This is a genomic window from Thermococcus sp. 2319x1 (genome assembly GCF_001484685.1).
GTDB lineage: Archaea > Methanobacteriota_B > Thermococci > Thermococcales > Thermococcaceae > Thermococcus_A.
In genome coordinates this window covers 587,348-609,112 of the sequence record NZ_CP012200.1, presented here as the reverse complement: position 1 = coordinate 609,112, position 21,765 = coordinate 587,348, and the positions used below count along the sequence as shown (strand labels likewise).

Below are 21,765 nucleotides of genomic sequence, written 5' to 3'. Positions count from 1 at the left end.
GAGTTAACTTTTTAATTGTTTCCTTTTTACTTTCAATCATGAATAAGGCGAAATACACACAGGAAGTTCCAGAAGATAGAAACGAAGTCCTCAAAATCATCCAAGAAGAGAAAAAGCCTCTCAAGATTATGGTACTGGGTGGAGTCGACAGCGGAAAAACAACTCTAACTGTGTTTCTGGCCAATGAACTCCTCTCTCAAGGATTTAGAGTAGCGATTGTGGACAGCGACGTTGGTCAAAAGGGTATTTTACCTCCCGCTCTCATAAGTCTCGGGTTTCCTGACAGAATTTTCACAACAATGGAGGAAATAAAACCAGTAAAGCACTATTTTGTCGGTACAATAACACCGGATCAGTTTTTTGGAGAGATGGTAACTGGAGTTAAGCTCCTTGTGAACGAAGCTATGAAGAAAAGGGCCGATGTTATCATAACAGACACCACCGGTCTAGTTCATGGTGCGGGAGTTGAGTTAAAAAGAATGAAAATAGAGATGATTAAGCCTGATCTGGTACTTGCTCTGCAGAGAAAAGAGGAACTTGAGGACATCCTCAGACCTTTTGAAAACAAAACAAGAGTGATTCGGCTAGCGATTAGTGAAAACGCAAAGCCTCATACGAGGGAAGAAAGAAGGCAAATAAGAAAAGAAAAGTGGAAAAAGTACTTTGAAACCTCCAGTGAATACATTCTAGACCTTCGAAAGTTTTACATCAGCGGCACCCAGATGTTTCAGGGAAAAGAAATAAGTGAAGAGGAGAAAAGCCTCTTGGAGAGTCTATTCAGATGGCTTATCTTCCATGGGAGAAAAATTGCCGGCAGGTATTTTGTTGTAAAGGCTGACATCGGGAGTTTCCCAAGAAATTTCGATAAAAATGCCATGAACGCAGTGGATCTAGAGAGCTTGAGCAACCTCCTTATTGGTTTTATAGACAAAGACGGTTTTTGCCTGGGACTTGGGATTCTGAAGCTGATAAACTTCAAAGAGCTTAAAGCCCATGTGCTAACTCCTTTAAATGAAAATGAAATTAAAAACGCCGTTGAAATAAGGTTTGGAAGAATCAGAGTTCGGGAAGATGGGGAGGAACTTGGGCTTTTACACAGGGATGCCCTTTAGAGAAAGGTTTTTAACCGCTCAACCATTTTAATATTAGGTGTGCCTAATGGAACTCAAGGGGTTCTTGGAAATTCTAAGGCCGGCTAACTGTGTTGTGGCGGGTTTAGTTGGAATTTTGGGTGTTACTGTGGCGTTAGGCAGTCTTCCCAGCTATGAAAAAAGCTTGATGATTTTTCTTGTGGTATTCTTAGGATGCAGCTGGGGCAATATAATCAACGATTATTTTGATTATGAGATCGATAAAATCAATCGACCCAACAGACCTCTTCCCCGAGGAGCACTCTCAAGAAAAGTCGCCCTCGTTTATGGACTATGCTTATCTGCTTTGGGCCTTTTGGTAGCTTATATGCTTAATCTACGGGCATTTCTCTTTGCATTTGGTGCATATCTACTGATGTATCTCTACGCCTGGAAGCTCAAACCTGCTCCATTTGTTGGGAATTTTGCAGTAGCATTACTTACTGGAGCTACTCCTCTTTATGGAGCAATAGCTGTAGGTAAAATTGGTCTTGCAGGTTATCTTGCCCTCTGTGCGTTTTTAGTGAACGTCGCAAGGGAGATATTCAAGGATGTGGAGGATGTTGAAGGGGATAAAGCCCATGGAGCTAAAACCCTCCCTATCGTCTGGGGAGTTGAAAAAGCGTCAAAGCTTGGTGTTCTATTTAGCATTGCAACCGTAATCGCTTCATTCTTACCCGTAAAAGCTGGAATTGGCCTTGGATACCTTCCGATAATAGTTGTAGATGGGATAATTCTGTTTTCCTCATACGAAATTTTAAAAGATCCCTCCCCAAATACCGCCGGGAAAGCTCAACGGAAATTGAAGCTTGCAATTTATTTGGCGGTGTTCAGCTTTTTGTTAGGCTCACTGACAAAGGAGGTGTGAGAATATGGAATTCAAGGAGCAATTCAAAGATAAGTTATCCGATAATGAGTTGTGGATGGTCATCACTTTCAAAACCCCCTATGGCCCCGGGGAAACGATGGACAGGCTTGCTAATACTTTGGAGGAGCTTGGGTGGGAAGTTGTGTTTAAAGCCAACTGGTGGACTGCAGATATTCCTTACGGCGTTATAAGGATAGACATCGAGCAAGATGGAAGAGAAAAGATTGTGCTTGGAAGGTGGATACTTAGCGATAAGTGCGAGCTTTTGAAGATAGAAAGCATGGATTTAGAAAGAGGCAAAAACGAGTTCTACAGACTTATAGATGGAATAACTTCAACCCTAATCTACGACCCGGTAATCAGGACAATGAGGGAGCAATATTGACCTTCTTTTTTAAAATTTAAAAAGAAAGATGCTATTCGAGTATTTGATAATAGCCGACTTCAGGCTCAAAAATTTCTCCTTCCGCAAGAAGGGCCCTAACTGCATCCTCAATTGTCTCTGGATCGTATTTATCTTGAAGTTTTCTCTGGATGAACTTCAATGAAACTGCAGTTCCCTTTGACCTGAGTATCTCCAACACGGCCTTCTTGACATCTTCAAGGTCCTTACTAACTTCTGCAGATTCTTCCTCAAACAATTCCTCCTCAAAAGCAGCCTCTTCGGCTTTTTGCTCCATTATTATGCCGTAAAGCTCGTCTATTGTGGTGAGCAAATCTTCACTTATTCCCCTGTTCTTTGCGATAACCTTTGCCTTTGCGGTAATGCCATAGGTGTTGTATATCTCAAACGCCGTTCTGGCTTTTTTAATGTGTTCAACTTTGTCTTTAAGTGCCTCGTATCGGTGCAGTATCCACATATTAGGGTCGACTTTGCTAACTCCCTCAACGAGTATTTGTTTGTCATCCCTCCACTCGGCTATCTTTCCAATCAACTGAACCATGTCACCTCTTTTTACCAAGCGAACAAACTTTGTGTCGTCTCTGAATCCAAGAACCCATATCACTCCGGTTCCATCATCTACCTGGAATTTTCCATAAGTTTCATCTTCCGCAATTATGGGTTCTCTAACCACTGTTCCCACTATCTTTACCCTATATACTTTTCTTGCGTCCTTCGTGATAAGGTAATTTGGTTCGAAATCGCCCTCGCTCTTAACGTAGAATCCCTCTAGAATGTCTTTTATATAAATCCTTGTTGAAGGTAATCTCTTTTTCATTCTAACCACCACACAAGAGCGTTTTCAAGTTTAGGTAAGAGTTTCTTCTCTAATTCTTGAATCTCCTCAAGGTACTCCAGATTTACATTGCTGAAATCTTGAACAATCTCCCCATATATGTGAACCTTTTCGTTCCTAATGACCCTCCCGATTACCCTAACCGTTTGTCCAATTTTTGGCAAAATGTTCTCCTCACATTCTATTGCAATAACCCCGGTTCCGTCATCGAGCCAGAAGATGTAGTCTATTTGGTCAACTTTAACAACCTTGCCTACCAGTGAAACCCTAACATCTTCGGGGGTTATTTCGGCAATTTTCTTTTCAACTGCAGGTTTTCTTCTTCTAATTTGGGGAATCTCCTCCATCACTCCACCTCCTCCGAGAGCTCTCTTCTAACTCTTTCGATTTCTCTTTCGTATTCAACCTCATCCCACGAGGATGCCTTCAATATAAGTCCCAAGAATCTGTCTTCAACGACGTTTCCCCTGACGATTATCTCTTTTCCGAGAACGTGGTAAAATCCTTCCTCTGCCAGTTTTCTCCCTGCTTCTCTCATAGTTAAGCCGGTGTTTACAAGCTCCTTAAGCTTCTCGCTAATATCCTCAGGCTCAGCTCCAAGAATCTCCACTACATCATCTCCAAAGAGAGTAACCCTTATGTAGCCCGTTGAGTCGTCGAGACCAAGATCAAGTATGGTGGCTTTGATGGGTTTAACCTCACCGTGCTCTATACAAACCCATGTCTCCGTTGATGGGTCATAGTCAACCTTTCTCCTGCACTGGGGACATGCATCGTAGGCTATAACCCTGTAAAGCTTCGCTATTGTACCCCTAACTTCGACGAACTTTTCTCCACCCATCAACTCCCCTATGCTCTTTCTCGTGTAGTTGTAGCTCCTGACTTCTTCAATTGGTGGGATTTCCTTAACCCTTGGATCTTCGGGATTTATTATAACTCTGCTCCTGAAGTTAACATGAAGCTCTGGAAGACCTCTAAGACTTTCTCTCACGTCTGCATTTATAATTTTGACCACTGTACCGGGCTGAATATCATTATAATACTTTGCAATCTCAGAATCCCACAAAACAACCCTTGCCCTTCCGGTGTTGTCGTAGATTAAAAGGGCAGCGACCCTTCCCGCTGAGCCATCCTTCTTGGTGTATTCTCTAACAGGATACTTTCGCAGAACTCTACCAACTACGTTTATGTTTCTCATTCCCGGAACTAAATCGGAAATATGTATCAGGGCAGGCTCTTCCTCCTCGATTTCTACTCCAAGCTGTTCCGCCAAAAGAAGTGCGGCTGCGTGTTCAGAGATCTCATTAGTTTGGGCTATCTCATTGATTTTATGCTCTATTTCCTTTAGACTCATACCAGTTTTCTTCCTTATCCTATCCACAATCTCCTCTTTCGTTATAACCGCCATATACACTCACCTAAATAGTAATTCGCAGAGCAGGTATTTAAAGTTTTTGAACCTTTAACAGACCCTTAAAATTTCTTCATAGTGCAGAAAAAGAAAAACGAGGGATATAAGAAATTACTACTCCACGTTTTTCTCTTCTTGTTGCTTCTCCATTTTTGCTATTAAGTCGGAATATTCGGCATGAACAACCTTTTTGAATGCTTCCTTTATTATCAAGGGGTCGTTTTCTGGGAATCCGTAAAGCTCCGCAAACTTCTGGGTTGTTCCAAGGATCTTAGTCCTTTCATAGGGCTCTGCATAGATAAGGCCCATTTCCAACAGGCGTTTTATGTGTTCATAAGCCTGACTCCCCCTAAGCTTTATCAGTTTGCTCTGCTCTATTGGCTGTAGATAAGCTATCAAAGCGAGAGTTTTGAGCTCTCCAGTTCTTAGATCGGGTTTTGGCATTAGATGAGCAACCATTTGGGAGTATTCCTGCTTGACTTGCATCACGTATTTGTCTCCCAAAACTCTCACCACTTCTATTGCACTTTTTCTCTCGGCATATTCAGCCGCTATCAGCTCAATAAGCTTTTCGAGGTAGTCAAGGGATTTAATTCCAAGAGCTTTGGAGAGTTCTTTAAGGCTTAAAGGTCGTCCCGCAACAAACAGGGCAGCCTCCACCAAGGCCTTATCCTCTACTAATCCCATAACCATCACCCAAGGACAATCTTCAGATTAACCCATTATTGTCCTTCTGTTTTATATTGCTTTCGCAACCCATCATTTCTCATAGAAGATTTCATAGTGCTGGACGTACCTCTCCTTCTCCAGAAGGAACTCGTCGTCCTCTGGGTAGTACTTGGCCAGCTCAGGGTTTTCACCGGCGAACTTCTTGGTAGACTCCATCGAGTCCCATATCGTCACGAGCAGGAAGTGGGTCTCTTTCTCCTCATTCCGTCTTGTAAAGTAGAGCTTCAAAAGCCCATCAATGGAGCCGTAGTCGGGAACTGATCGCTCTATCAGAAAACGCTCGTAGGCGTCTCCTTTCTCCCTCGGCACGCGCCCGTGCCAGAGCCTCATAATCGTCATGCTATCACCGTTCTACTTTAGGTCACCTATATAAAAAGATGCCGTTTTAGGCCCGGCTGTCCTCATTTTGTCCCCTTCATTGAGCCCAGTGCCGTTTTGACTGTTCTCCTCACGGCACCTGAGAAGAGGGCAATTCCAAAGAGAACCCCGGGAATCCAGAAAACCACAACCAGCGACACAGATTTGGGGAGCAGATAAGCAACAAACGCTACCACAAATCCGAATAGAGTAAAAAGGATCGTGGAATTCCAACAACCGGAAGAGATACCTTTGTAACCGGAGTTTTTACGTCAAGATACAGCAGCGTTCCAAAGATGATGTAGAGAAGCCACGCCCCAATCTGCTCCTTCATCGGCGGAATTCCCTCGGAGAACAACCGGAGTTTTAAGAGGACGTACATGAAGACGAGGAGCGGGAACAGAAGGAGGATCTCTTTTTCGGTTGGTAAAAGCTTCCTGAGGCTCTCTTCTGACCCCAGCCTTCTCCAGAGCCAGATTGAGAGGATTATAAGAGCCCACGAAGCGGATGGAGAGAGAAGGGATATGAACTTTGAAGGGGAATTTACAGCCTGATTTATTGCGCAGAAAAGAACAAACATTGTTAACAGAATGGGCAGAGTTTTATCATTTAAACGGCGCGAAATCCACTCCGGAATGCCGGTTAGTGTCTCCCGGGAGGAAGAAAGGTAGCTTTTGACGATGATGATCGGAAGGGTAAAGGACATTAGGGGATGCCACAGGAATATTAGCAGGAAGAAAGGAATCAGCGAGATTCCGAGGAGCTTGGGTTCTGCACCCCAGCCGGGGCTCCAGAGCATCTTGGTGCCATACGCCTCGAAGAGCCCGAAATTTTGAACGCTATGCGTGCAAAGAAGAGGATGTTGAGGGTGTAGAAGGGGTACGTTATGAGGAGCCCCGGAAGGGTGAAGAACGGAAAGGGAGTGGAGGCTGTTATAACCTCTCCAAAGTAAGTGGAGAGGGCACCGAGGATGAGCCATGAGGTATATCTCTGGAGTCCTTTCATCTTTCTTCCGCCCCTTAATGGTCAGTCCCATCACCACTCGTCCGTTCTCCCCTCTGTCCTATCAGACTTCTACACCCCCACGCTTCCAAGGTATTTTAGGCTTCTCCTTCCTTCCGCTCAAAAATAGGGAAGAAAAGTCATCCCCTCCAAGGCAACCGGTGAACGCATTCCACATCTTAAAGGGCCCGAGGAAGCATGTGAGATAGCAGCTGCAGTCGAAGTCCTTGCCGGCACAGGAGAGAGCGCTGCAGACTACTGAGGAATCCTTGGGGTCTATCCCATCGAGGGGAGCCAGACACGGGTGAATGTCCCCCCAGCCCGGCCTTGGAAGGTTGTCCCATATGTCGTCGGCGTAGCTTTCACTGTTCCGTTCTCATAGGTGAGGTGCACCTTTGGAGTTAGCTCGTCAAGGCGAACGGGGGTTCCCATCTCCCCACCGTAGCCCCCTCCAAAGTCGTGGGTCCCAAGGACTTCATAGGTGATGACGCCATCAATTTCCTCCTTTCTAACGTCCGGTATTCGGGTAGTATGGCTACCTCCCCGGCTTCAACATTCTCAACCCTCCGCGGAGGGCCAACGGGGAAAACCGTAAAGGTGCCCTTTTCGGCCTTTAACGTCCCCTCAACCGTCCAGCTTAAGTTTTCAGGATGGATAAGGTTCAGCAACCCTTCGGAGCCCATAAGGAGTACCCCTCCACCAAAGGCCTTCACGTGAAGGGGTCTGCCTTCCACCTCAAGGAAGGAGAAGGGAAGAGGGGGAGAAGCGCATTAATCCGTGCTGTCCCCTTCCATTATTGCCATGTAGACAAACCCTTCAGAATCAAGGAAAATTCCATCCGGGACAAGCCTCGAATAATTGGAGGGAAACTTCCAGAGGTAGAAGGTGCCGTTGGAGGGCACGAGCAGACCAACGGCCCCCTGAGGGCTCTTATTGAGCTCGGCGGTAAAGTAAATCCCCCCGGACGATGGGAAAACATCGTAGACCTTAATGATTCCGGCCGAAGACAGGTTATAGAATGTGAGGTTGTGGGCATCGAAGACCATTGGGCATGAAGGGAAGCCTCCAGAAGAGGAAGCGGGTATCGTTGAGCTTCAGTCCGACTCTTCCCATGTAGTCCGTGAAGTAGAGGCCGTCCGGAGAAAGCCTTGGGTGGAGTACCATCCCGCCGACGTTCCAGATTGTCACTTTAGCAGCGAGAACTCCGGGAAAGGCCACGAGCAAAAGAAGGGCAACCACCAAGAGTCTTATCCTAACCCCTATGCTCCCACCAGCCTTGCATTAAAAGAGGTTGGACTTCAAATAATATAGACGTTTTGGTTTGATTTTGGAAAGTATGACGACCGGAACTTTACAAAACCCGCGGTTCACTTGCTATTTGCTTGACAAAACGAAAGAAGCAGAAGAGGTGGATCAGAACACCGAGTTGAGCCTTCCCCCGTCTACCGGAATCATTGCCCCGTTTATGTAGCTCCCGAGGTCGCTGGCTAAGAAAGCCACGAGGTAGCCTATCTCCTCCGGCTCTCCAAGCCTTCCGAGGGGTATGGGCTTTGAGTACTCCTGGAGGGCTTCCTCAACGGTCTTGCCTTCTCTTTTAGCTCTGTCCTTTGCGAGCTGTATCACCCTGTCCGTCCTTATGATGCCCGGCATAATGCCGTTGACGGTTATGCCTTTTGGCCCGAGCTCCTTAGCCAGAGTCCTCACGAGGCCAGCCATCGAAATCCTAACGACGTTGCTCAATGCTATGTTGGGTATCGGCTCCTTTATGGCGACGCTCGTGGAGTAAACTATTCTACCAAAGCCCTTCCTCTCCATGGCCGGAACGAGGGCCCTCGTGAGGTAAACCGCCGGGTAGAGGAGAAGCTTAAAAGCCTCTTCCCAGTCCTCCATACCCATCTCCATGAAGTAGCCCGGCTTCGGCCCGCCGGTGGAGAAGAAGAATATATCTGGCTCGCCGATGTCTCCGAGCTCTTTTATGGTTCTCTCAAGATCCTCCCTCTTTGTTAAATCAGCAGCGATGTAGCTCACCTCAACGTCGCTTTCAGCCTTGATCCTCTCCTTCGCTTTCTTTAGGTTCTCCTCACTCCGCGAGAGGAGTATTACATCAGCCCCAGCCCTCGCGAGAACCCTCGCAACGCCGAAACCTATGCCCCTGCTTGAGGCAGTGGTGAAGGCCAGCTTTCCGGACAAATCTATAGTCAGCATCGGCATCACCATAATTAAAATACAGACCAAAGGATAAAAAGATTAAGGGACAAATTTGACCTCTTTTCCCACGTGTAGAGGTTCTACTTTGTCTCCAAAGGTGTTCACGAAGGCACATACCCCATCAAACCATGTGCAGTGACCGGGATATATTTTCTCAATCCCGGGAGCTTTTACGCCCTCAACCGCATCCTTCAGGATATCTCTCTTGGCCTTGTTTAGATGGAATCCACCCATCAAAGCAAAAATTGGCTTATTCATGAGTTTCATTGAGTGCCTCACTATGTTCAAAATTCCACTATGGCCACAGCCAGTTATAACGACCATTTTGCCTCCAAGCTCAACGAGCAGTGATATGTCGTCTTTTAGAGGGTCTTTTATCAGCTTTCTCCCATCCACGACATAGCCAACTGCCCTATCCCAGGTTGTTCTCTCTATCTCACCGCTTGTGTATACCCCATCAAAAATCTTAACTGGTTTTTCCTTTAGTATAAAGTTGGCTCCGAGTTTTTCTAAATGCTCCCGCGAAAAGAGGATTCCAATTTCTCTCTGTTCGGGCTTTAAGGGTACTCCTCAAGAATATGTTTGGGTGAGCATAAATATTCACGGAGCCTTTCCTTACCTTTCTGATGACCTCATTTTCATCCCTCAAAGGGGAGCTTGCCAAACTCGACCTCCAGTGTCTGCGTCGTCCTCCAGATAAAAGCCCCTTCTCCCTTAAGGACGTGTTTCCTCATATCTCCTTGAGGAACTCCATTTGCCTCATATATCATGCTCTGCAAGTCGGGATCGTTGTAGAGTACTAGGGTTGGCCCCGGTATATTGAAAAGGTTCTCCCCAACGTATCTGGAGCCCAATACCGTAACCCTCCCCCTCATGGGTTGAGTCAACAGAGGAATTGCCGCACTTCTGGAGTTGTGTAGAAAAGAACCGCCGCATCGTCAATTCCAACTAATGTGCTTCTTCTATCTTTAACAGCCGCCGCAAGTATTAGAAACGCCATTCCCACAATGCTTATGCTGTAGGTTTTCCCGAAGTCGACCAAAATGCTCTTGCCAAGTTTTGGAGGTTCACCTTCAAAAAAGGTTTCGTCCAGGGAAGTGTAGGCTTCCCTTATAACTTCCCCGTAGTGCTCTTTTGACTTTGCCGCATCTGCCACACTTTTAACTTTACCCCCTAAGATATCGGCATAGAGTTTATCCGTAAGAGAGCGATCCAATCCGTATATGGTCTGAATTATCGTTGCTGCAGTGTAAAAATCCTTCAGGAGGCCTTTTTTAACCATCTTTACGGGATCAAGGCCCGTAGGCTTGTTGTCCTCTATTTCCATTACGGTGTCAAACTTCTCTCTGGGATACTTTCCCCCCGTGTCAAAGAAAATCAGCCCGTAATCTTTTTCGAGAAACTGGTCTCCTATATATTCTATAACCCTCGTAGGGTCATCGTCGATGCCAAAAACCTTTAGAGTTCTGCCGTGATAGGCGGGATCATAGAATATCCCCTTCCCCTCATACTCCAGAATCTTTACGGCAAGTTTACCGTACTTCATGAAGTTCACCAAAGAGAAGTAGGAAGAAGTATAAACGACTTTTGGAAGTTGAAGGACACGGTCTCCAGTGTCTTACGCTCCCCCGCCGCGACTCTTTCCCAATTCCTCACGCTGGACCAAATGTAGCTTGGCTAATCCTCCCTAAGGAACGCCCTTATCGCTTCTTCCACCTTCATTGTGGGAGGGGCCGAGACAAACTTTATGCCCGACTTTTGAAGCACTTGAGATGAAGTAGGCCCAAGTTGACCGGCTATAACAACATCCACTCCCTCATCTATGCAGAATTGAGCCGCTTGAACCCCAGCACCCCTCTGGGCACTTGCACCCGGATTGGGAACCACTCTAACGCTCTTTATTTCCCCGTCCTCAACATCAGCTATTGTGAATGTTGGAGTTCTCCCAAAGTGCTGATTGACGAAATCCTCCAGACCTCCCGTTATGGTCGCAACTGCTACCCTCATCCTATCACCCCCGAGTAAATTAGGAAAGCCGAATTTAAAAAATTTTGCATAAGCTCAAAAACAGTCCTCCTGTGTGGCATTTTCACTCCCTAAAAATTTCACCACCGGCCAAGGAATCCCGCAAACCGATTTCTTCTATTTGGAAATCCCCACCAAGGGCAGTAGCCGAGTCTTGCTTCCCAGCCTCTTCCTCTGCCAAAACAGCGTCCTCTTCCCAAGCCTCTACCCCATCCATAGCCGAAGCCGTAGGCTGGGTAGGCGGGATACACTGGGGTAGCTGGTGTCGCTGGGGTCACGGGGGTAACCGGAGCGATCGGAGCCTGTGGAGCCGGTTCTGTGAACTGGCCTGCTCTATTGCGCACAACGCTCTTTATGGCCTCCTCAACAAGAGTTCCGGGGGCGACCTGATAGAGTTTAATGCCCGCTGCCCGTATCAAGCCGAATGCCTTTGGACCCAGGGGAGCTATTATAGCTTCAACGCCCTCGTTGATAAGCGTCTGCATAACCATTGGGCCGGTGCCTCTACCGACCATTGCAGCGCTGTTCTGGATGACCTTCTCACCGACTATGTTGCCATTCTCATCAGCATCCGCTATGTAGAATGCCGGTGCCCTTGCGAAGACCGGAGCAACTGTATCTTCCCTACCTCCACCGTTTGTTGGAACAGCAATCCTCATATCCACCGCCTCTATTATTTTGTGCATATGCACACCATTTAAACTTTTCGGTTTCCCTAACCCTTATAGACCCGTTTCACGGAACAACTCCGTGTGATATCCATGGAAAAGGCCGTTTCTGCGCCGTACGCGTTTCTTGCCCTCCACCCGGTAGATTTTTTCCAGTTTACTGAGCCCGGCGCACCCATGGTCACCATAGGGGTGGTTCTACACGAGAAAATTAAGAAGCGGGAAATGAGTGAGCATATGCACAAAATTTTTAAGGTTTTAGGTTTCCCTAACTGTGGAGGTGAGGTGATGCAGATAGCGGTGAGTGGGGGTAAAGGCGGAACAGGAAAATCAACAGTAGCCGTTAACCTTGCAATGGCCTTACGGGAGTATTTCGACTTGGCTCTGGCGGATTTAGACGTCGAGGCGCCAAACGATCATATTCTCCTTGGAGTTGAGCTGCAGAATGAGGAACCCGTTCACATGTTCATGCCGCGCTTTGATTATTCCAAGTGCATAAAATGTAGAAAATGTGCAGAAGTTTGTGGAGAAAACGCAATAATCACAATGAGGGATGGAACACCGTTCTTAATGCCCACTCTATGTTCTGGGTGCAGGGCTTGTGAGATAGTCTGCCCAGTTACGGGGGCAATATTGGAGGGAGAGAAGCTTATGGGGCATACCTACTTCACCGAGACACCTTATGAGTTTCCTTTGGTTACCGGAAAACTGCTCGAAGGGGAAGAGCGGGCACTGCCTATCGTAACCGCGGCAAAAAAGAGGGCGAAAGCCCTTAACAAAGAGCTTTTGTTAGTGGACACTGCCGCAGGTACAAGCAACACTGTTTCTAAGGCATTGGAAGATTCAAAGCTCCTCATAGCAGTTACAGAGCCCACCCCACTTGGCCTTCATGACTTGACCCTTATCCTCGAGCTCGCCAAGTTAATGGGCATAGAGGCATGGGTTGTTGTCAATAGGGCCGATATCGGGGAGAAAAAGAGAGTAAAAGAGATGGTGCAGAAATACAACGCCGGGATAGTTGGGGAAATTCCATACAGCGAGGCTATTATCAGGAGTTATGTTAAAGGAGAACCTATAGTCCTAACCGATAAAAAGGAAGCGAAAATCTTCAAAGACCTTGCCGAAAGGGTAGCCAATTATCTGGGGTGATTAAAATGCAGATCGCGATAGCGAGTGGAAAAGGAGGGGTTGGCAAATCAAGTGTTGCCGCTTCACTCATATACCTTCTCAAAGATGAGTATTCCCTAATAGCGGTCGATGCCGATGCCGACGCTCCAAACCTCGACCTTCTCTTTGGAGTTGAGAGGTGGGAAGAGGAGAAAGAGCTCACAGGAGCAAAAGTGGCAAGGATAAACACCTCAACCTGCATAAAGTGCGGTATATGCGCTGAGAAATGCCCCCATGACTGCATAAAGATTGTTGATGGAAATTACGTGGTTAATGAGCTAACTTGTGAAGGGTGTGGAGTTTGTAAGCTCGTATGCCCGATAGAAGGGGTAATCACTTTAGAGGAAGTTCGTTCCGGCATAATTAGAAAGACAACAACAAGATACGGCTTTCCTCTGATTTCAGCCCAGCTCTACGTGGGAAGGCCAAACAGCGGAAAGCTCGTTACAGAGGAAAAAGAGTGGGCAAAGAGAATTATGAAAGAACAAAATCTGGAGCACATGATAGTTGATTCGGCAGCTGGCATAGGGTGCCAAGTGATAGCAAGCCTTGGTGGGGCAGATGTTGCAATACTCATAGCAGAACCAACCCCCGCTTCGCTAAGTGACGTGAAGAGGGTTTACAGGGTTGTCCAGCACTTCGGAGAGCCAGCATACCTTATAATAAACAAAGCTGATCTGAATCCGGGCTTTAAGGGACTTTATGAATTCGCCGAAAAAGAAGCCATCCCAATAATCGGTGAGATACCATACGATATAGCAATCCCAAAAAGCATGGTAATGCTTAAGCCAGTAGTCGAGGCGTTTCCGGATTCAAAAGCCTCTATAGCGCTCAAAGAAATAGCAGAGGCCGTTAAAGAGGAGATTTTAAAGTAGTTCCTGCCCTTTAATTTTCTCATAACGTCCTCTTAGCATTTGCACCGCAGCATCTGATGCACTATGTGCCAACCACTAGTAAGGGATGGAAAGGGTTTATACAATCGCCGGAAAAGAAGGGCTAAAACGAGTCTTCATCGGTAACCTCTGGCTCCTGAGATGACCCAGGAATTTCATTTCCCTGGGCCAGGATTATTAACTCCCTCCCCTCAACAAGCATTTGGGCCACCTTTTTTCTTGCAGAACTTAAAGCCCTCCATACTGTTCCTCTTGAGACACCCATTCTCTGCCCGGCTTCCTCTTGAGTTAGTCCTTCATAATCCACCAGCCTTAAGGCCTCAAACTCTTCATAGGTCATGAAAATCGGAGGCTGCGGAGGGCCAAAAGGTGGCTTAGCTGGGTAGAAATGCCTAACCTCGGGGATAAATCCTATAAATCGCATTTTTCGCCTTCTCCCTCTCCCCCATCCCATCCCGCGTGGCATTTCAACACCTAAATTACAGTTTGGGTTTCCCCTTTTTAGGTTTTGTGCGACGGCGCTTTTATAAACCTATTTAACAAAATATAGACCAATGTACCTGCGAAGAGAGCTCATCCAGCCGAGGGTTTATCAAGAAGTAATTTACGCGAAATGCAAAGACAAAAACAGCTTAGTCGTTCTGCCGACTGGGTTAGGGAAAACTTTGATAGCTCAGATGATAGCCGACTATCGCTTATCTAAATACGGCGGGAAAGTTCTGATGCTCGCACCAACAAAACCCCTCGCTTTGCAACATAGAGAAAGCTTTTTGAGACTTTTTGACCTCCCTGAGGAGAAGATAAACACCTTGACTGGTGAAATCCCGCCGGAGAGAAGAGAGGAAATATGGAAGAAAAGCATTATCATCACCGCCACTCCCCAAACGATAGAAAACGACCTTGTTGTTGGGAGGATAAGCCTTGAAGACGTTGTTCTGCTCGTCTTTGATGAGGCCCATAGGGCAGTGGGGGAGTATGCCTATGTTTACATAGCCAAAGAATACATGAGGCAGGCAAAGCATCCCCTAATTCTGGGTCTTACAGCTTCTCCTGGGAGTGACGAGGCCAAGATTGAGGAAATCGTTAGGAACCTCTTCATAGAGCACATTGAGGTTAGAACCGAGAACTCTCCCGATGTTAGACCTTACGTCCAAGGGATAAAGTTTGAATGGGTTAAAGTTGAGCTGCCGGGGATTTACAAAGAAGTTAGAAAAATTCTAAGGGAAATGCTCAAAGATTCGTTGAAGCCTTTGGCTGAGGCAGGTCTTGTAGAGAGCGCTTCCCCAGATGTTCCGAAAAAAGAAATCCTCAAAGCGGGACAGATAATAAACGCCGAGATGGCAAAGGGCAGCTATGATGTAGGAAAACTCATCTTTTACCAAGCAAAGGCCCTGAAGCTCCATCATGCAATAGAACTTCTCGAAACTCAAGGGTTGTCCGCCCTGAGGGCTTATCTCAAGAAGCTCTATGAAGAGGCCAAGAGGGGAAAGACAAAGTCGACGAAGGAGCTGATGCAGGATCAAAGGATGAAAAAGGCGATAGCACTTCTCGTCCAAGCAAAGGAACTGGGAATTGACCATCCAAAGTTAGACAAGACAAAAGAGCTGATTAAAGAGCAGCTAAGCAAAAAACCTACCTCAAAGATAATCGTCTTCACAAACTACAGGGAAACTGCAAAAAAGATCGTAAAAGAGCTCCTTCAGGAGCAAATAAAGAGCATGCGTTTTGTGGGGCAGGCAAATAAAGAAAACGACAGGGGCTTAAGCCAAAAGAAACAAAAGCAAATTTTAGATCTTTTTTCTCAGGGAGAATTCAACGTTCTCGTTGCCACAAGCGTTGGAGAAGAAGGTCTTGACGTTCCCGAAGTGGATCTGGTTATTTTTTATGAACCAGTCCCCTCTGCTATAAGAAGCATCCAGAGAAGGGGAAGAACCGGAAGACACAGGCCGGGTAGAGTTGTTATATTAATGGCAAAGGGAACGAGAGATGAAGCTTACTACTGGAGTTCCCGCCATAAGGAGAAACAGATGATTTCTCTCTTAGAGAAGGTGGAGCATATGGTTAAAAAGGAAAAACAGGCTTCCCTCTTAGGTTTTGTAAAGTCGAAGGAGAAGGAGGAAAAAGCTGAGGAAGTTGTCGAAAAGAGGGAAGAGCCAGAGAAAGATGTGTACGAAAAGCTTCCCATAAAGCCAATTTTTGTGAAAAAACCGAAAGGAATTGTAGTCTATGTTGATTCGCGCGAGCTCAAGAGCCAGGTTCCAAAGATACTAAAGGAGCTTGGTGCTCATTTGGAAGTTAAAACCCTCGACGTTGGGGACTACATAGTGAGTGAAGATGTTGCTATAGAGAGAAAAGCCGCCGATGATTTTATCCAGTCAATAATAGACGGAAGGCTTTTTGACCAGGCAAAGCGTTTAAAAGAAACCTATCCCCGACCGGTCATTATTATCGAAGGAGAACTCTACGGAATTAGGAACGTGCACCCCAATGCCATTAGAGGTGCCCTGGCTGCTTTAACTGTAGACTGGGGGATCCCAGTTCTTTTCGCCAAAGATTCGGGTGAAGTTGCCAGCTACATTTATCTCATAGCCAAGCGCGAACAGGAGGAGAGAAAGAAGGAAATAGCCGTTAGAAGTGAGAAGAAGGCCTTAACATTAGCTGAAAGGCAGAGGCTAATCGTTGAGGGACTCCCCTATGTATCGGCAACCTTAGCGAGAAGACTCCTCAGGCATTTCGGGAGCGTGGAGAGGGTTTTCACGGCAAAAGAGAGCGAGTTAATGCAGGTGGAGGGAATTGGAGAAAAAATCGCCAGAGAGATAAGAAAAGTCATAACAGCCCCATACGAAGAGGAGGAAGAGAAAAATATATAAGATTTCCAAAATTATCTAAACCAATAGAAAAATCACAAACGGGGGTGCCGCCGTGCACAACTTTCTTTCTATACTGGAAAAACTAAAATTTGGCGAAACCGTTTTAGTGGAGTACTCTTCAAAAGCTCCGATTTATCTGCTCTTCCACGAACTTGTAAAATGGAGCAGGGAGAATAACTACCCGGTTCTTGTAGATGACTTTCTGGACACGCTTCACATGTACAGAGCTCAGATGGAGATTGCTGGAATAGATACCTCTCTTCTCAACGACCTTAACGTAATAAAGATTGGAGGAGCCATAAACATAGGGAAAGTCTTGGGAAGAGTCCCAATAACCGAGAGCACAATTTTGGAAAGAGAATACGATAAAATCTTTGAAAAACTGCCCGAAGAGAAAATGATAAACCTCGTGCTGGGTTTTGATAAGCTTTTCATCCTCCACAGCGAGAGAAAAGATTTCATTCCCAGTATATACGGAGTGCTGAAGTATCTCGGAAACAAAAAGAGGATTGCCTTCTACTTCATCAACGCAGATTTGATAAAATCAGCGGCTACGGAAGTTTTACCTATCATGGAGGAGATTTCAACAGCAGTTGTTTCAATCGAGGAGAAGGATGGCTTCAGGATAAACCTTCTTAAGCCACTCAACATTTAAAGTGTGCCCCGGAGGAGCGAAGGGGAATCACAGCTCGCCCCTCGCTCATCCCCCGCGGTTTCTCCGGGGCATTGATAGTTGGATGAAAAAATCAAAAATTTTCTCATAACCGGGAGGAATAAACCGTCAAAAGCTTCATACCTCTGGCTCATGAAAAAGGTTATATATGGTTTCTTTTCTAAAATAAAATGGTGACAGCTATGAAAATTGTTGAACTGGACATAAAATTGCCCTATGAGAAAAGGGGAAAAATTTTGACCAAAATTTTAAATGAGGTTAGGGGAAAGATTAAGGACATACACTTCCTGCCCCCCACGAGCAAAGGTATTAGTGAAATAAGAATGGAGGTTGCAGAAGAGAACGTTCAAAAGCTCCTTGAAGACATCAAAAAGATAGTAAGGGAGGGAAAGGTCAGCTTTAAAGTCTTGAGTGAGGCTTAACGTCTCAAGAGTGAGGTAACTCCCGTGGCGGCAAACACTAACAATTGGAATACCTTGTATGCCTCGATGATGTCCCTTGCTTCAAACTCCACCGTTTTTCCATCTATCCTTCTTGCCCCCGGTAGAAGCTCTCCTACATCTGCCATGCCGCTGTTGTTGTAGGTGAGCCTCACCCTAACGGGATAGTCAAGTTTTAGGGGCTTCGTTTCTCCGTTTTTGTATTTTTCAACGGCCCTAAGGACTGCCTCTTCAAGATTCCTTTTAATTTTCTTCATGCTTGGACTTATGGCGGAATACCTTGAGAACGCCTCCTTAAATACCACTCTCTCAGCCCATGGTGTGAATTTCTCCACGTCGTCTTCAAGAAGTTTCTTGTCTCCTCCAACAAGGATTACGGGAATATCATAGTGACCAACCGCGTATCCGTTGAGAAGGAATTCGCTGACCTCAATGCCGTTTAGCTCAAGCTTACCAACGCTTGCACCGCTGTAGGTGTGGTCAAAGATACCATATGCCGTTCCGGCCTTTGCGTGGTAGCCCAAAAACAGTGCAACATCACATCCCTCTGCTCCGGCAATCATGGCCATCGGCCTTGGATATCCTCTGACGAGGTAAGCATAATCGGGGAGCTCCTCCGGGAGGAGGTTTACCATCGGGCCGTGGCTGTCGGCTATTATTATCTCCTCAAAACCAGCTCTGTGAAGGGCATCTGCAGCGGTTAAAGTTATTTCTGTGGCTATTTTTCGGGCTTCATTATAGAGAGCACCCTTCTCTACCAAGTGCTCCAAACTTACAACGAAAGGCATACCTTCCAAATCGACGGAAATAAAGGCCTTCATAATATCACCCAACTTAAAATTCAACCTGTTGCTTAAATAGGTTTCCAAAAAAGAAGAAAGACTTATCACGGTTTAATTTCTTTAACTCCCCTGATTATTCTTTCAAGTCTTTTCCTTGCCTCTTCCAGAGAGCCCGCTTTCTCTATCGCTGTGCCAGTAACGATTATGTCCGCACCGCTCCGGGCAACCTCTCTTGCATCTTCGTAGCTCCTTATGCCCCCTCCAACGATGAGAGGAACTTCAATGACAGCTTTGACGGCTTTAATCATCTCATTCGGCACATGCTCTGGAGCACCGCTTCCCGCTTCAAGGTAAACAAGTCTCATCCCCATATACTGGCCAGCTAATGCATAAGCGGCGGCTATCTTTGGTTTGTGCCTTGGAATCGGCTTGGAATCACTTACCCATCCAACTGTTTCACCCGGCTCAACGATGAGATATGCCATCGGTATCGGCTCAATTCCATAGCGTTTTACCGTAAAAGCTCCAAGCGCCTGGGCTCCGGTAATGAAAAAAGGATTTCGCGAATTTAGAAGGCTCATAAAGAATATGGCATCCGCGTATTTGCTTATTCCGCCATGTGAACCCGGAAAGAGTATCACAGGTAAGCTGGAGCTCTCCTTTATCGACTTAACGACCTCATCAAGAATTTCTCCCTCTGCCCCGGTTGAACCCCCAACCATTATTGCATCCACGCCAAGTTCTTCGCTTATTTTAGCAAGCTCTCCGGCAGTTTCGGGAGAAACATCATCTGGGTCTAGGAGAACAAAGTGAAGTTTTTCTTTCTCGAGCTTCTCGTGAATGTAAGATTCAACTTTTCCTATCCTCAGCATTCTCTTCCCTCCAATCCATAATCCCTTCGGAACTTTTAACTCTTTTCCACCTAAGGTTTCTTGAGTTTAAGATGTTACACATTGTTCCATCTGGAGGAGTTGCGGAGTAGTATAAATTTGTTTTTACTTTAACATCACTCGCCCCAAAACCTTCAACCCCCTGAAAAACTTTTTCCAAAATGCGGGAAAGTTCCTCCTCCAGTCTTTCCTCGCTGGGTATTAGATAAGCCTCCAAAAGCTGTGCTTTTTGGAGAAGAAAGTCAATATGCCAGTGAAGACGTTTTTTCTTTCTGAAATGTCTTGCAACCCTTTTTTCGAGGGAGTTCATCGCAGAGCCAACGTAAATGTAATACCCTTTCTTCAAACGAAACTCTCGGGCTTTTGTTCCTATGTTTACATCTCTTTCCAAATAGATTACAAGAAGATAGGAGCCCTTCATGTTTGGAACTCTGCAGGAGAATATATAAGGGCTTTGAAACACAGGTCAACAAAGTATATAAAGTGGACCAGCGGAATAAAGTTTGAAAAGAGGTGCCCAGTATGGTGGACAAAAAGAAAAAGCGTCCTATTGATGAATTTCCTTGGCAGGAATATGATAAGGAAGAATTTGAGAAAAAATACCCCCACTTAGCTAAAGAACTTGAAGAAGAGCCCGGTCTTGTTATCGAAGGCTATAGAGTGGAAGAGGAAGAAGAGGAAGAATTGATGGATTTTTCCGGGTACAATCCTACGGTTATTGACTTCATAAGAAGATGCGAGACCGATGAGGAGGCATTGGAAATTATCAACTGGATGGAGGAGCACGGCGAGATAACTCCTGAATTGGCCAAAGAACTCAGGATAAAGCTTGTGAAAGAAGGGGTAAGAAGCTTTGGAACCAAAAAAGAGTGGGGATGGTACGAGAGGCATAGAAAACGTTAGATGTTTCCGATTCTCTGGAGCACCATTCCTTCTATCCTTATCGGCTCCATTCTCCTTGCTTGGATTATTGCCTGGTCGAGCCTAACTTCGCTTTCTGCATGTATCGTAAAGAGGGGATCCCCTTCCTTCACTTTCTCCCCAACTTTGACGTGGAGCAGAATTCCGGCACCTTTGTCTTCCGGAGCTCCAGCGGCTCTTGCTATTGTCGTTATTGCCTTGTTGTCGATCCTTGTTACATATCCAGAGGTTTGAGCTACAAAGGTGTAGGTTTTGTCGCCTATTGGAATATCTTCCGGCTTTATATTTGGATCTCCACCCTGCTCGGCTATTATCTCCTTTAGCTTTTCGTAAGCTTTTCCGCTCTCGAGGATTTCTTTTGCCATCTTTTTGCCCATTCCTGCCGGCGCTACTCCACCCATCTCAAGCAGAATCCCCGCTAAGCCCGTGGCCTTCTCCACCAGACTCCCCGGGCCTTTGCCTGTCATTATGGTCTCTAAGGCCTCTTTAGCCTCAAGCGCAGGGCCAACTGTGTGTCCTATGGGCTGGCCTCCATAAGTAATCGCTATTTCCACATATTGACCGAGTCTCTTTCCCAGCTCTATGAAGTCTTTTGCCAGAGACCTTGCCTCTTCTATGGTCTCAACCTTCACTCCCTCTCCCGTTGGTATGTCTATGAGAACGTATTGAGAACCTATGGCGTACTTCTTCGACATTATGCTCGCAAGCATAAGCCCCCTTGGGTCAATGCTTAAGGCCCTTTCGGCTTTAATTGTTAGGTCATCGGCGGGGGCCAAGTTAAGGGCCCCACCCCAGACCAGACAAGCACCAATTTTTTCCACGATCCTCTTTATCTCGTCCAATGAGTGAGTCACCGGAGCGAGAACTTCCACCACATCAGCAGTTCCGGCGGCACTTGTTATTGCCCTTGAAGAAGTTTTGGGAATTGTTAAGCCGGCTGCGGCAACTATCGGCACTACAAGCACGTTTGTCTTGTTTCCGGGAACTCCACCTATGCTGTGGACATCCATAATCGGCTTTCTATCTATATCTAACATATCTCCAGTCTCTGCCATTGCCATTGTAAGCCACGCAATCTCGTCCATATCAAGCCCGTTTATCTCGAGAGCAGTCACAAAAGAACTTATTTCTATGTCCCTAAGTTTTCTGTCGACGATGTCTTTAACAATAGCCTCTATTTCAACCTTCTTAAGCTTTTGACCGTCCATCTTCTTCTTAATATATCTCACGCTTTCCGGAGTTCCTGCAGGGACTACGTTTACAATTTCTCCTTCAGAGAAGGCATAAAAGGACATCGTGTCTTTTGTAACTCCTATTTCTCCCGGCTGGACCATGTTGCTTATAACCACCTCTCCGTATATCGTTCTTTTTGCGGTTTCTATCTTAATTAGATCCTCCGGATGAAGCTTTGCTTTCTTAGCATCTTCCTCGTTGATTACTACCATGAATCTCCCGGTCTCCACATCCAGAATCTTCACTTTTGCCCTCATGTC

Annotated in this window: 28 protein-coding genes and 1 pseudogene; 9 read left to right on the top strand and 20 right to left on the bottom strand. The window is 46.0% G+C overall.

What is annotated here, in order from left to right:
* Window positions 1-38: 38 nt before the first annotated feature.
* Genes ADU37_RS03460 through ADU37_RS03450 form a run of 3 tightly spaced genes read left to right on the top strand, consistent with a single transcriptional unit; the run spans window position 39 to window position 2,383 of the window.
* Window positions 39-1,112, top strand: a complete 1,074-nt coding sequence (locus ADU37_RS03460) for a Clp1/GlmU family protein (RefSeq protein ID WP_058946311.1) — start codon at window positions 39-41, stop codon at window positions 1,110-1,112.
* A 46-nt stretch (window positions 1,113-1,158) separates the two neighbouring features.
* On the top strand, window positions 1,159-1,998 hold the full coding sequence (locus tag ADU37_RS03455; RefSeq protein ID WP_058946310.1) for a geranylgeranylglycerol-phosphate geranylgeranyltransferase: 840 nt from the start codon (window positions 1,159-1,161) through the stop codon (window positions 1,996-1,998).
* Window positions 1,999-2,002: 4 nt separating this feature from the next.
* Entirely contained in the window at window positions 2,003-2,383 is a 381-nt protein-coding gene (locus ADU37_RS03450; protein WP_058946309.1) for a hypothetical protein, read from the top strand.
* Between the two features lie 31 nt (window positions 2,384-2,414).
* On the opposite strand, the gene ADU37_RS03445 is transcribed toward ADU37_RS03450, so the two are convergent.
* The 15 genes and pseudogenes from ADU37_RS03445 to ADU37_RS03380 form a co-directional block, all read right to left on the bottom strand.
* Window positions 2,415-3,218, bottom strand: coding sequence for an OB-fold nucleic acid binding domain-containing protein (locus ADU37_RS03445; protein WP_058946308.1), 804 nt, complete (start codon window positions 3,216-3,218; stop codon window positions 2,415-2,417).
* On the bottom strand, window positions 3,215-3,583 hold the full coding sequence (locus ADU37_RS03440) for a hypothetical protein (RefSeq protein ID WP_058946307.1): 369 nt from the start codon (window positions 3,581-3,583) through the stop codon (window positions 3,215-3,217). Before ADU37_RS03440 ends, ADU37_RS03445 begins: the two co-directional genes overlap by 4 nt.
* Window positions 3,583-4,644, bottom strand: a complete 1,062-nt coding sequence (locus ADU37_RS03435) for an OB-fold nucleic acid binding domain-containing protein (RefSeq protein ID WP_058946306.1) — start codon at window positions 4,642-4,644, stop codon at window positions 3,583-3,585. The genes ADU37_RS03440 and ADU37_RS03435 overlap by 1 nt, the downstream gene beginning before the upstream one ends.
* 117 nt (window positions 4,645-4,761) lie before the next feature.
* Complete coding sequence (scpB, locus tag ADU37_RS03430; protein WP_058946305.1) at window positions 4,762-5,334, bottom strand: SMC-Scp complex subunit ScpB; 573 nt, start codon at window positions 5,332-5,334, stop codon at window positions 4,762-4,764.
* Window positions 5,335-5,406: 72 nt separating this feature from the next.
* Window positions 5,407-5,715 (bottom strand): hypothetical protein, encoded by a 309-nt coding sequence (locus ADU37_RS03425; protein WP_058946304.1) that lies wholly within the window; start codon window positions 5,713-5,715, stop codon window positions 5,407-5,409.
* 62 nt (window positions 5,716-5,777) lie between these two features.
* Window positions 5,778-5,930: a hypothetical protein gene (locus ADU37_RS11485; RefSeq protein ID WP_203226261.1), complete on the bottom strand. Its 153-nt coding sequence runs from the start codon at window positions 5,928-5,930 to the stop codon at window positions 5,778-5,780.
* Window positions 5,924-6,775 carry a hypothetical protein gene (locus ADU37_RS11230; protein ID WP_158508481.1) on the bottom strand — a complete coding sequence of 284 codons (852 nt, stop codon included), beginning with the start codon at window positions 6,773-6,775 and terminating at the stop codon, window positions 5,924-5,926. Before ADU37_RS11230 ends, ADU37_RS11485 begins: the two co-directional genes overlap by 7 nt.
* 361 nt (window positions 6,776-7,136) lie before the next feature.
* Window positions 7,137-7,418: a hypothetical protein gene (locus tag ADU37_RS03410; protein ID WP_144433179.1), complete on the bottom strand. Its 282-nt coding sequence runs from the start codon at window positions 7,416-7,418 to the stop codon at window positions 7,137-7,139.
* A gap of 87 nt (window positions 7,419-7,505) precedes the next feature.
* Entirely contained in the window at window positions 7,506-7,781 is a 276-nt protein-coding gene (locus tag ADU37_RS03405) for a hypothetical protein (protein ID WP_058946300.1), read from the bottom strand.
* Window positions 7,747-7,977: a hypothetical protein gene (locus ADU37_RS11225; protein ID WP_144433177.1), complete on the bottom strand. Its 231-nt coding sequence runs from the start codon at window positions 7,975-7,977 to the stop codon at window positions 7,747-7,749. The genes ADU37_RS03405 and ADU37_RS11225 overlap by 35 nt, the downstream gene beginning before the upstream one ends.
* A gap of 171 nt (window positions 7,978-8,148) precedes the next feature.
* Complete coding sequence (locus tag ADU37_RS03400; protein WP_058946299.1) at window positions 8,149-8,940, bottom strand: SDR family oxidoreductase; 792 nt, start codon at window positions 8,938-8,940, stop codon at window positions 8,149-8,151.
* A 42-nt stretch (window positions 8,941-8,982) separates the two neighbouring features.
* Window positions 8,983-9,339, bottom strand: coding sequence for an MBL fold metallo-hydrolase (locus tag ADU37_RS11580; RefSeq protein ID WP_238981992.1), 357 nt, complete (start codon window positions 9,337-9,339; stop codon window positions 8,983-8,985).
* A 242-nt stretch (window positions 9,340-9,581) separates the two neighbouring features.
* A pseudogene (locus ADU37_RS03390) lies at window positions 9,582-10,489 on the bottom strand (hypothetical protein).
* Between the two features lie 131 nt (window positions 10,490-10,620).
* Complete coding sequence (locus ADU37_RS03385) at window positions 10,621-10,950, bottom strand: NifB/NifX family molybdenum-iron cluster-binding protein (protein WP_238981991.1); 330 nt, start codon at window positions 10,948-10,950, stop codon at window positions 10,621-10,623.
* Window positions 10,951-11,048: 98 nt separating this feature from the next.
* Window positions 11,049-11,627 (bottom strand): NifB/NifX family molybdenum-iron cluster-binding protein, encoded by a 579-nt coding sequence (locus tag ADU37_RS03380; protein WP_058947613.1) that lies wholly within the window; start codon window positions 11,625-11,627, stop codon window positions 11,049-11,051.
* A 297-nt stretch (window positions 11,628-11,924) separates the two neighbouring features.
* Here ADU37_RS03380 and ADU37_RS03375 point away from each other — a divergent pair, with 297 nt between their 5' ends.
* Both ADU37_RS03375 and ADU37_RS03370 read left to right on the top strand, forming a co-directional pair.
* A complete protein-coding gene (locus tag ADU37_RS03375; RefSeq protein WP_058947612.1) occupies window positions 11,925-12,785 on the top strand; it encodes a P-loop NTPase in 861 nt (286 codons plus the stop codon).
* A gap of 5 nt (window positions 12,786-12,790) precedes the next feature.
* On the top strand, window positions 12,791-13,678 hold the full coding sequence (locus ADU37_RS03370; protein ID WP_058946298.1) for a P-loop NTPase: 888 nt from the start codon (window positions 12,791-12,793) through the stop codon (window positions 13,676-13,678).
* Window positions 13,679-13,799: 121 nt separating this feature from the next.
* Here ADU37_RS03370 and ADU37_RS03365 read toward each other — a convergent pair whose 3' ends face one another.
* Window positions 13,800-14,162 (bottom strand): DUF134 domain-containing protein, encoded by a 363-nt coding sequence (locus ADU37_RS03365; protein ID WP_058946297.1) that lies wholly within the window; start codon window positions 14,160-14,162, stop codon window positions 13,800-13,802.
* A gap of 88 nt (window positions 14,163-14,250) precedes the next feature.
* Here ADU37_RS03365 and ADU37_RS03360 point away from each other — a divergent pair, with 88 nt between their 5' ends.
* From ADU37_RS03360 to ADU37_RS03350, 3 genes are all read left to right on the top strand, one after another.
* A complete protein-coding gene (locus tag ADU37_RS03360) occupies window positions 14,251-16,566 on the top strand; it encodes a DEAD/DEAH box helicase (protein ID WP_058946296.1) in 2,316 nt (771 codons plus the stop codon).
* Window positions 16,567-16,618: 52 nt separating this feature from the next.
* Complete coding sequence (locus ADU37_RS03355) at window positions 16,619-17,221, top strand: DUF257 family protein (RefSeq protein WP_058946295.1); 603 nt, start codon at window positions 16,619-16,621, stop codon at window positions 17,219-17,221.
* 200 nt (window positions 17,222-17,421) lie between these two features.
* Window positions 17,422-17,661: a hypothetical protein gene (locus ADU37_RS03350; protein WP_058946294.1), complete on the top strand. Its 240-nt coding sequence runs from the start codon at window positions 17,422-17,424 to the stop codon at window positions 17,659-17,661.
* On the opposite strand, the gene ADU37_RS03345 is transcribed toward ADU37_RS03350, so the two are convergent.
* The 3 genes from ADU37_RS03345 to ADU37_RS03335 all read right to left on the bottom strand — a co-directional run bounded on the left by ADU37_RS03345 (window position 17,658) and on the right by ADU37_RS03335 (window position 19,772).
* A complete protein-coding gene (locus ADU37_RS03345; RefSeq protein ID WP_058946293.1) occupies window positions 17,658-18,500 on the bottom strand; it encodes a M55 family metallopeptidase in 843 nt (280 codons plus the stop codon). The two genes, ADU37_RS03350 and ADU37_RS03345, sit on opposite strands and share 4 nt — an antisense overlap.
* A gap of 65 nt (window positions 18,501-18,565) precedes the next feature.
* Entirely contained in the window at window positions 18,566-19,333 is a 768-nt protein-coding gene (locus tag ADU37_RS03340) for a geranylgeranylglyceryl/heptaprenylglyceryl phosphate synthase (protein WP_058946292.1), read from the bottom strand.
* Window positions 19,311-19,772, bottom strand: a complete 462-nt coding sequence (locus ADU37_RS03335; RefSeq protein WP_058946291.1) for a DUF123 domain-containing protein — start codon at window positions 19,770-19,772, stop codon at window positions 19,311-19,313. The genes ADU37_RS03340 and ADU37_RS03335 overlap by 23 nt, the downstream gene beginning before the upstream one ends.
* Before the next feature lie 101 nt (window positions 19,773-19,873).
* Between ADU37_RS03335 and ADU37_RS03330 the strand changes: the two genes are divergently transcribed.
* A complete protein-coding gene (locus ADU37_RS03330; protein ID WP_058946290.1) occupies window positions 19,874-20,254 on the top strand; it encodes a DUF2095 family protein in 381 nt (126 codons plus the stop codon).
* Here the strand turns inward: ADU37_RS03330 and ADU37_RS03325 are convergent.
* Window positions 20,251-21,762, bottom strand: coding sequence for an AMP phosphorylase (locus ADU37_RS03325; RefSeq protein WP_058946289.1), 1,512 nt, complete (start codon window positions 21,760-21,762; stop codon window positions 20,251-20,253). The genes ADU37_RS03330 and ADU37_RS03325 overlap by 4 nt on opposite strands.
* Window positions 21,763-21,765: the final 3 nt, after the last annotated feature.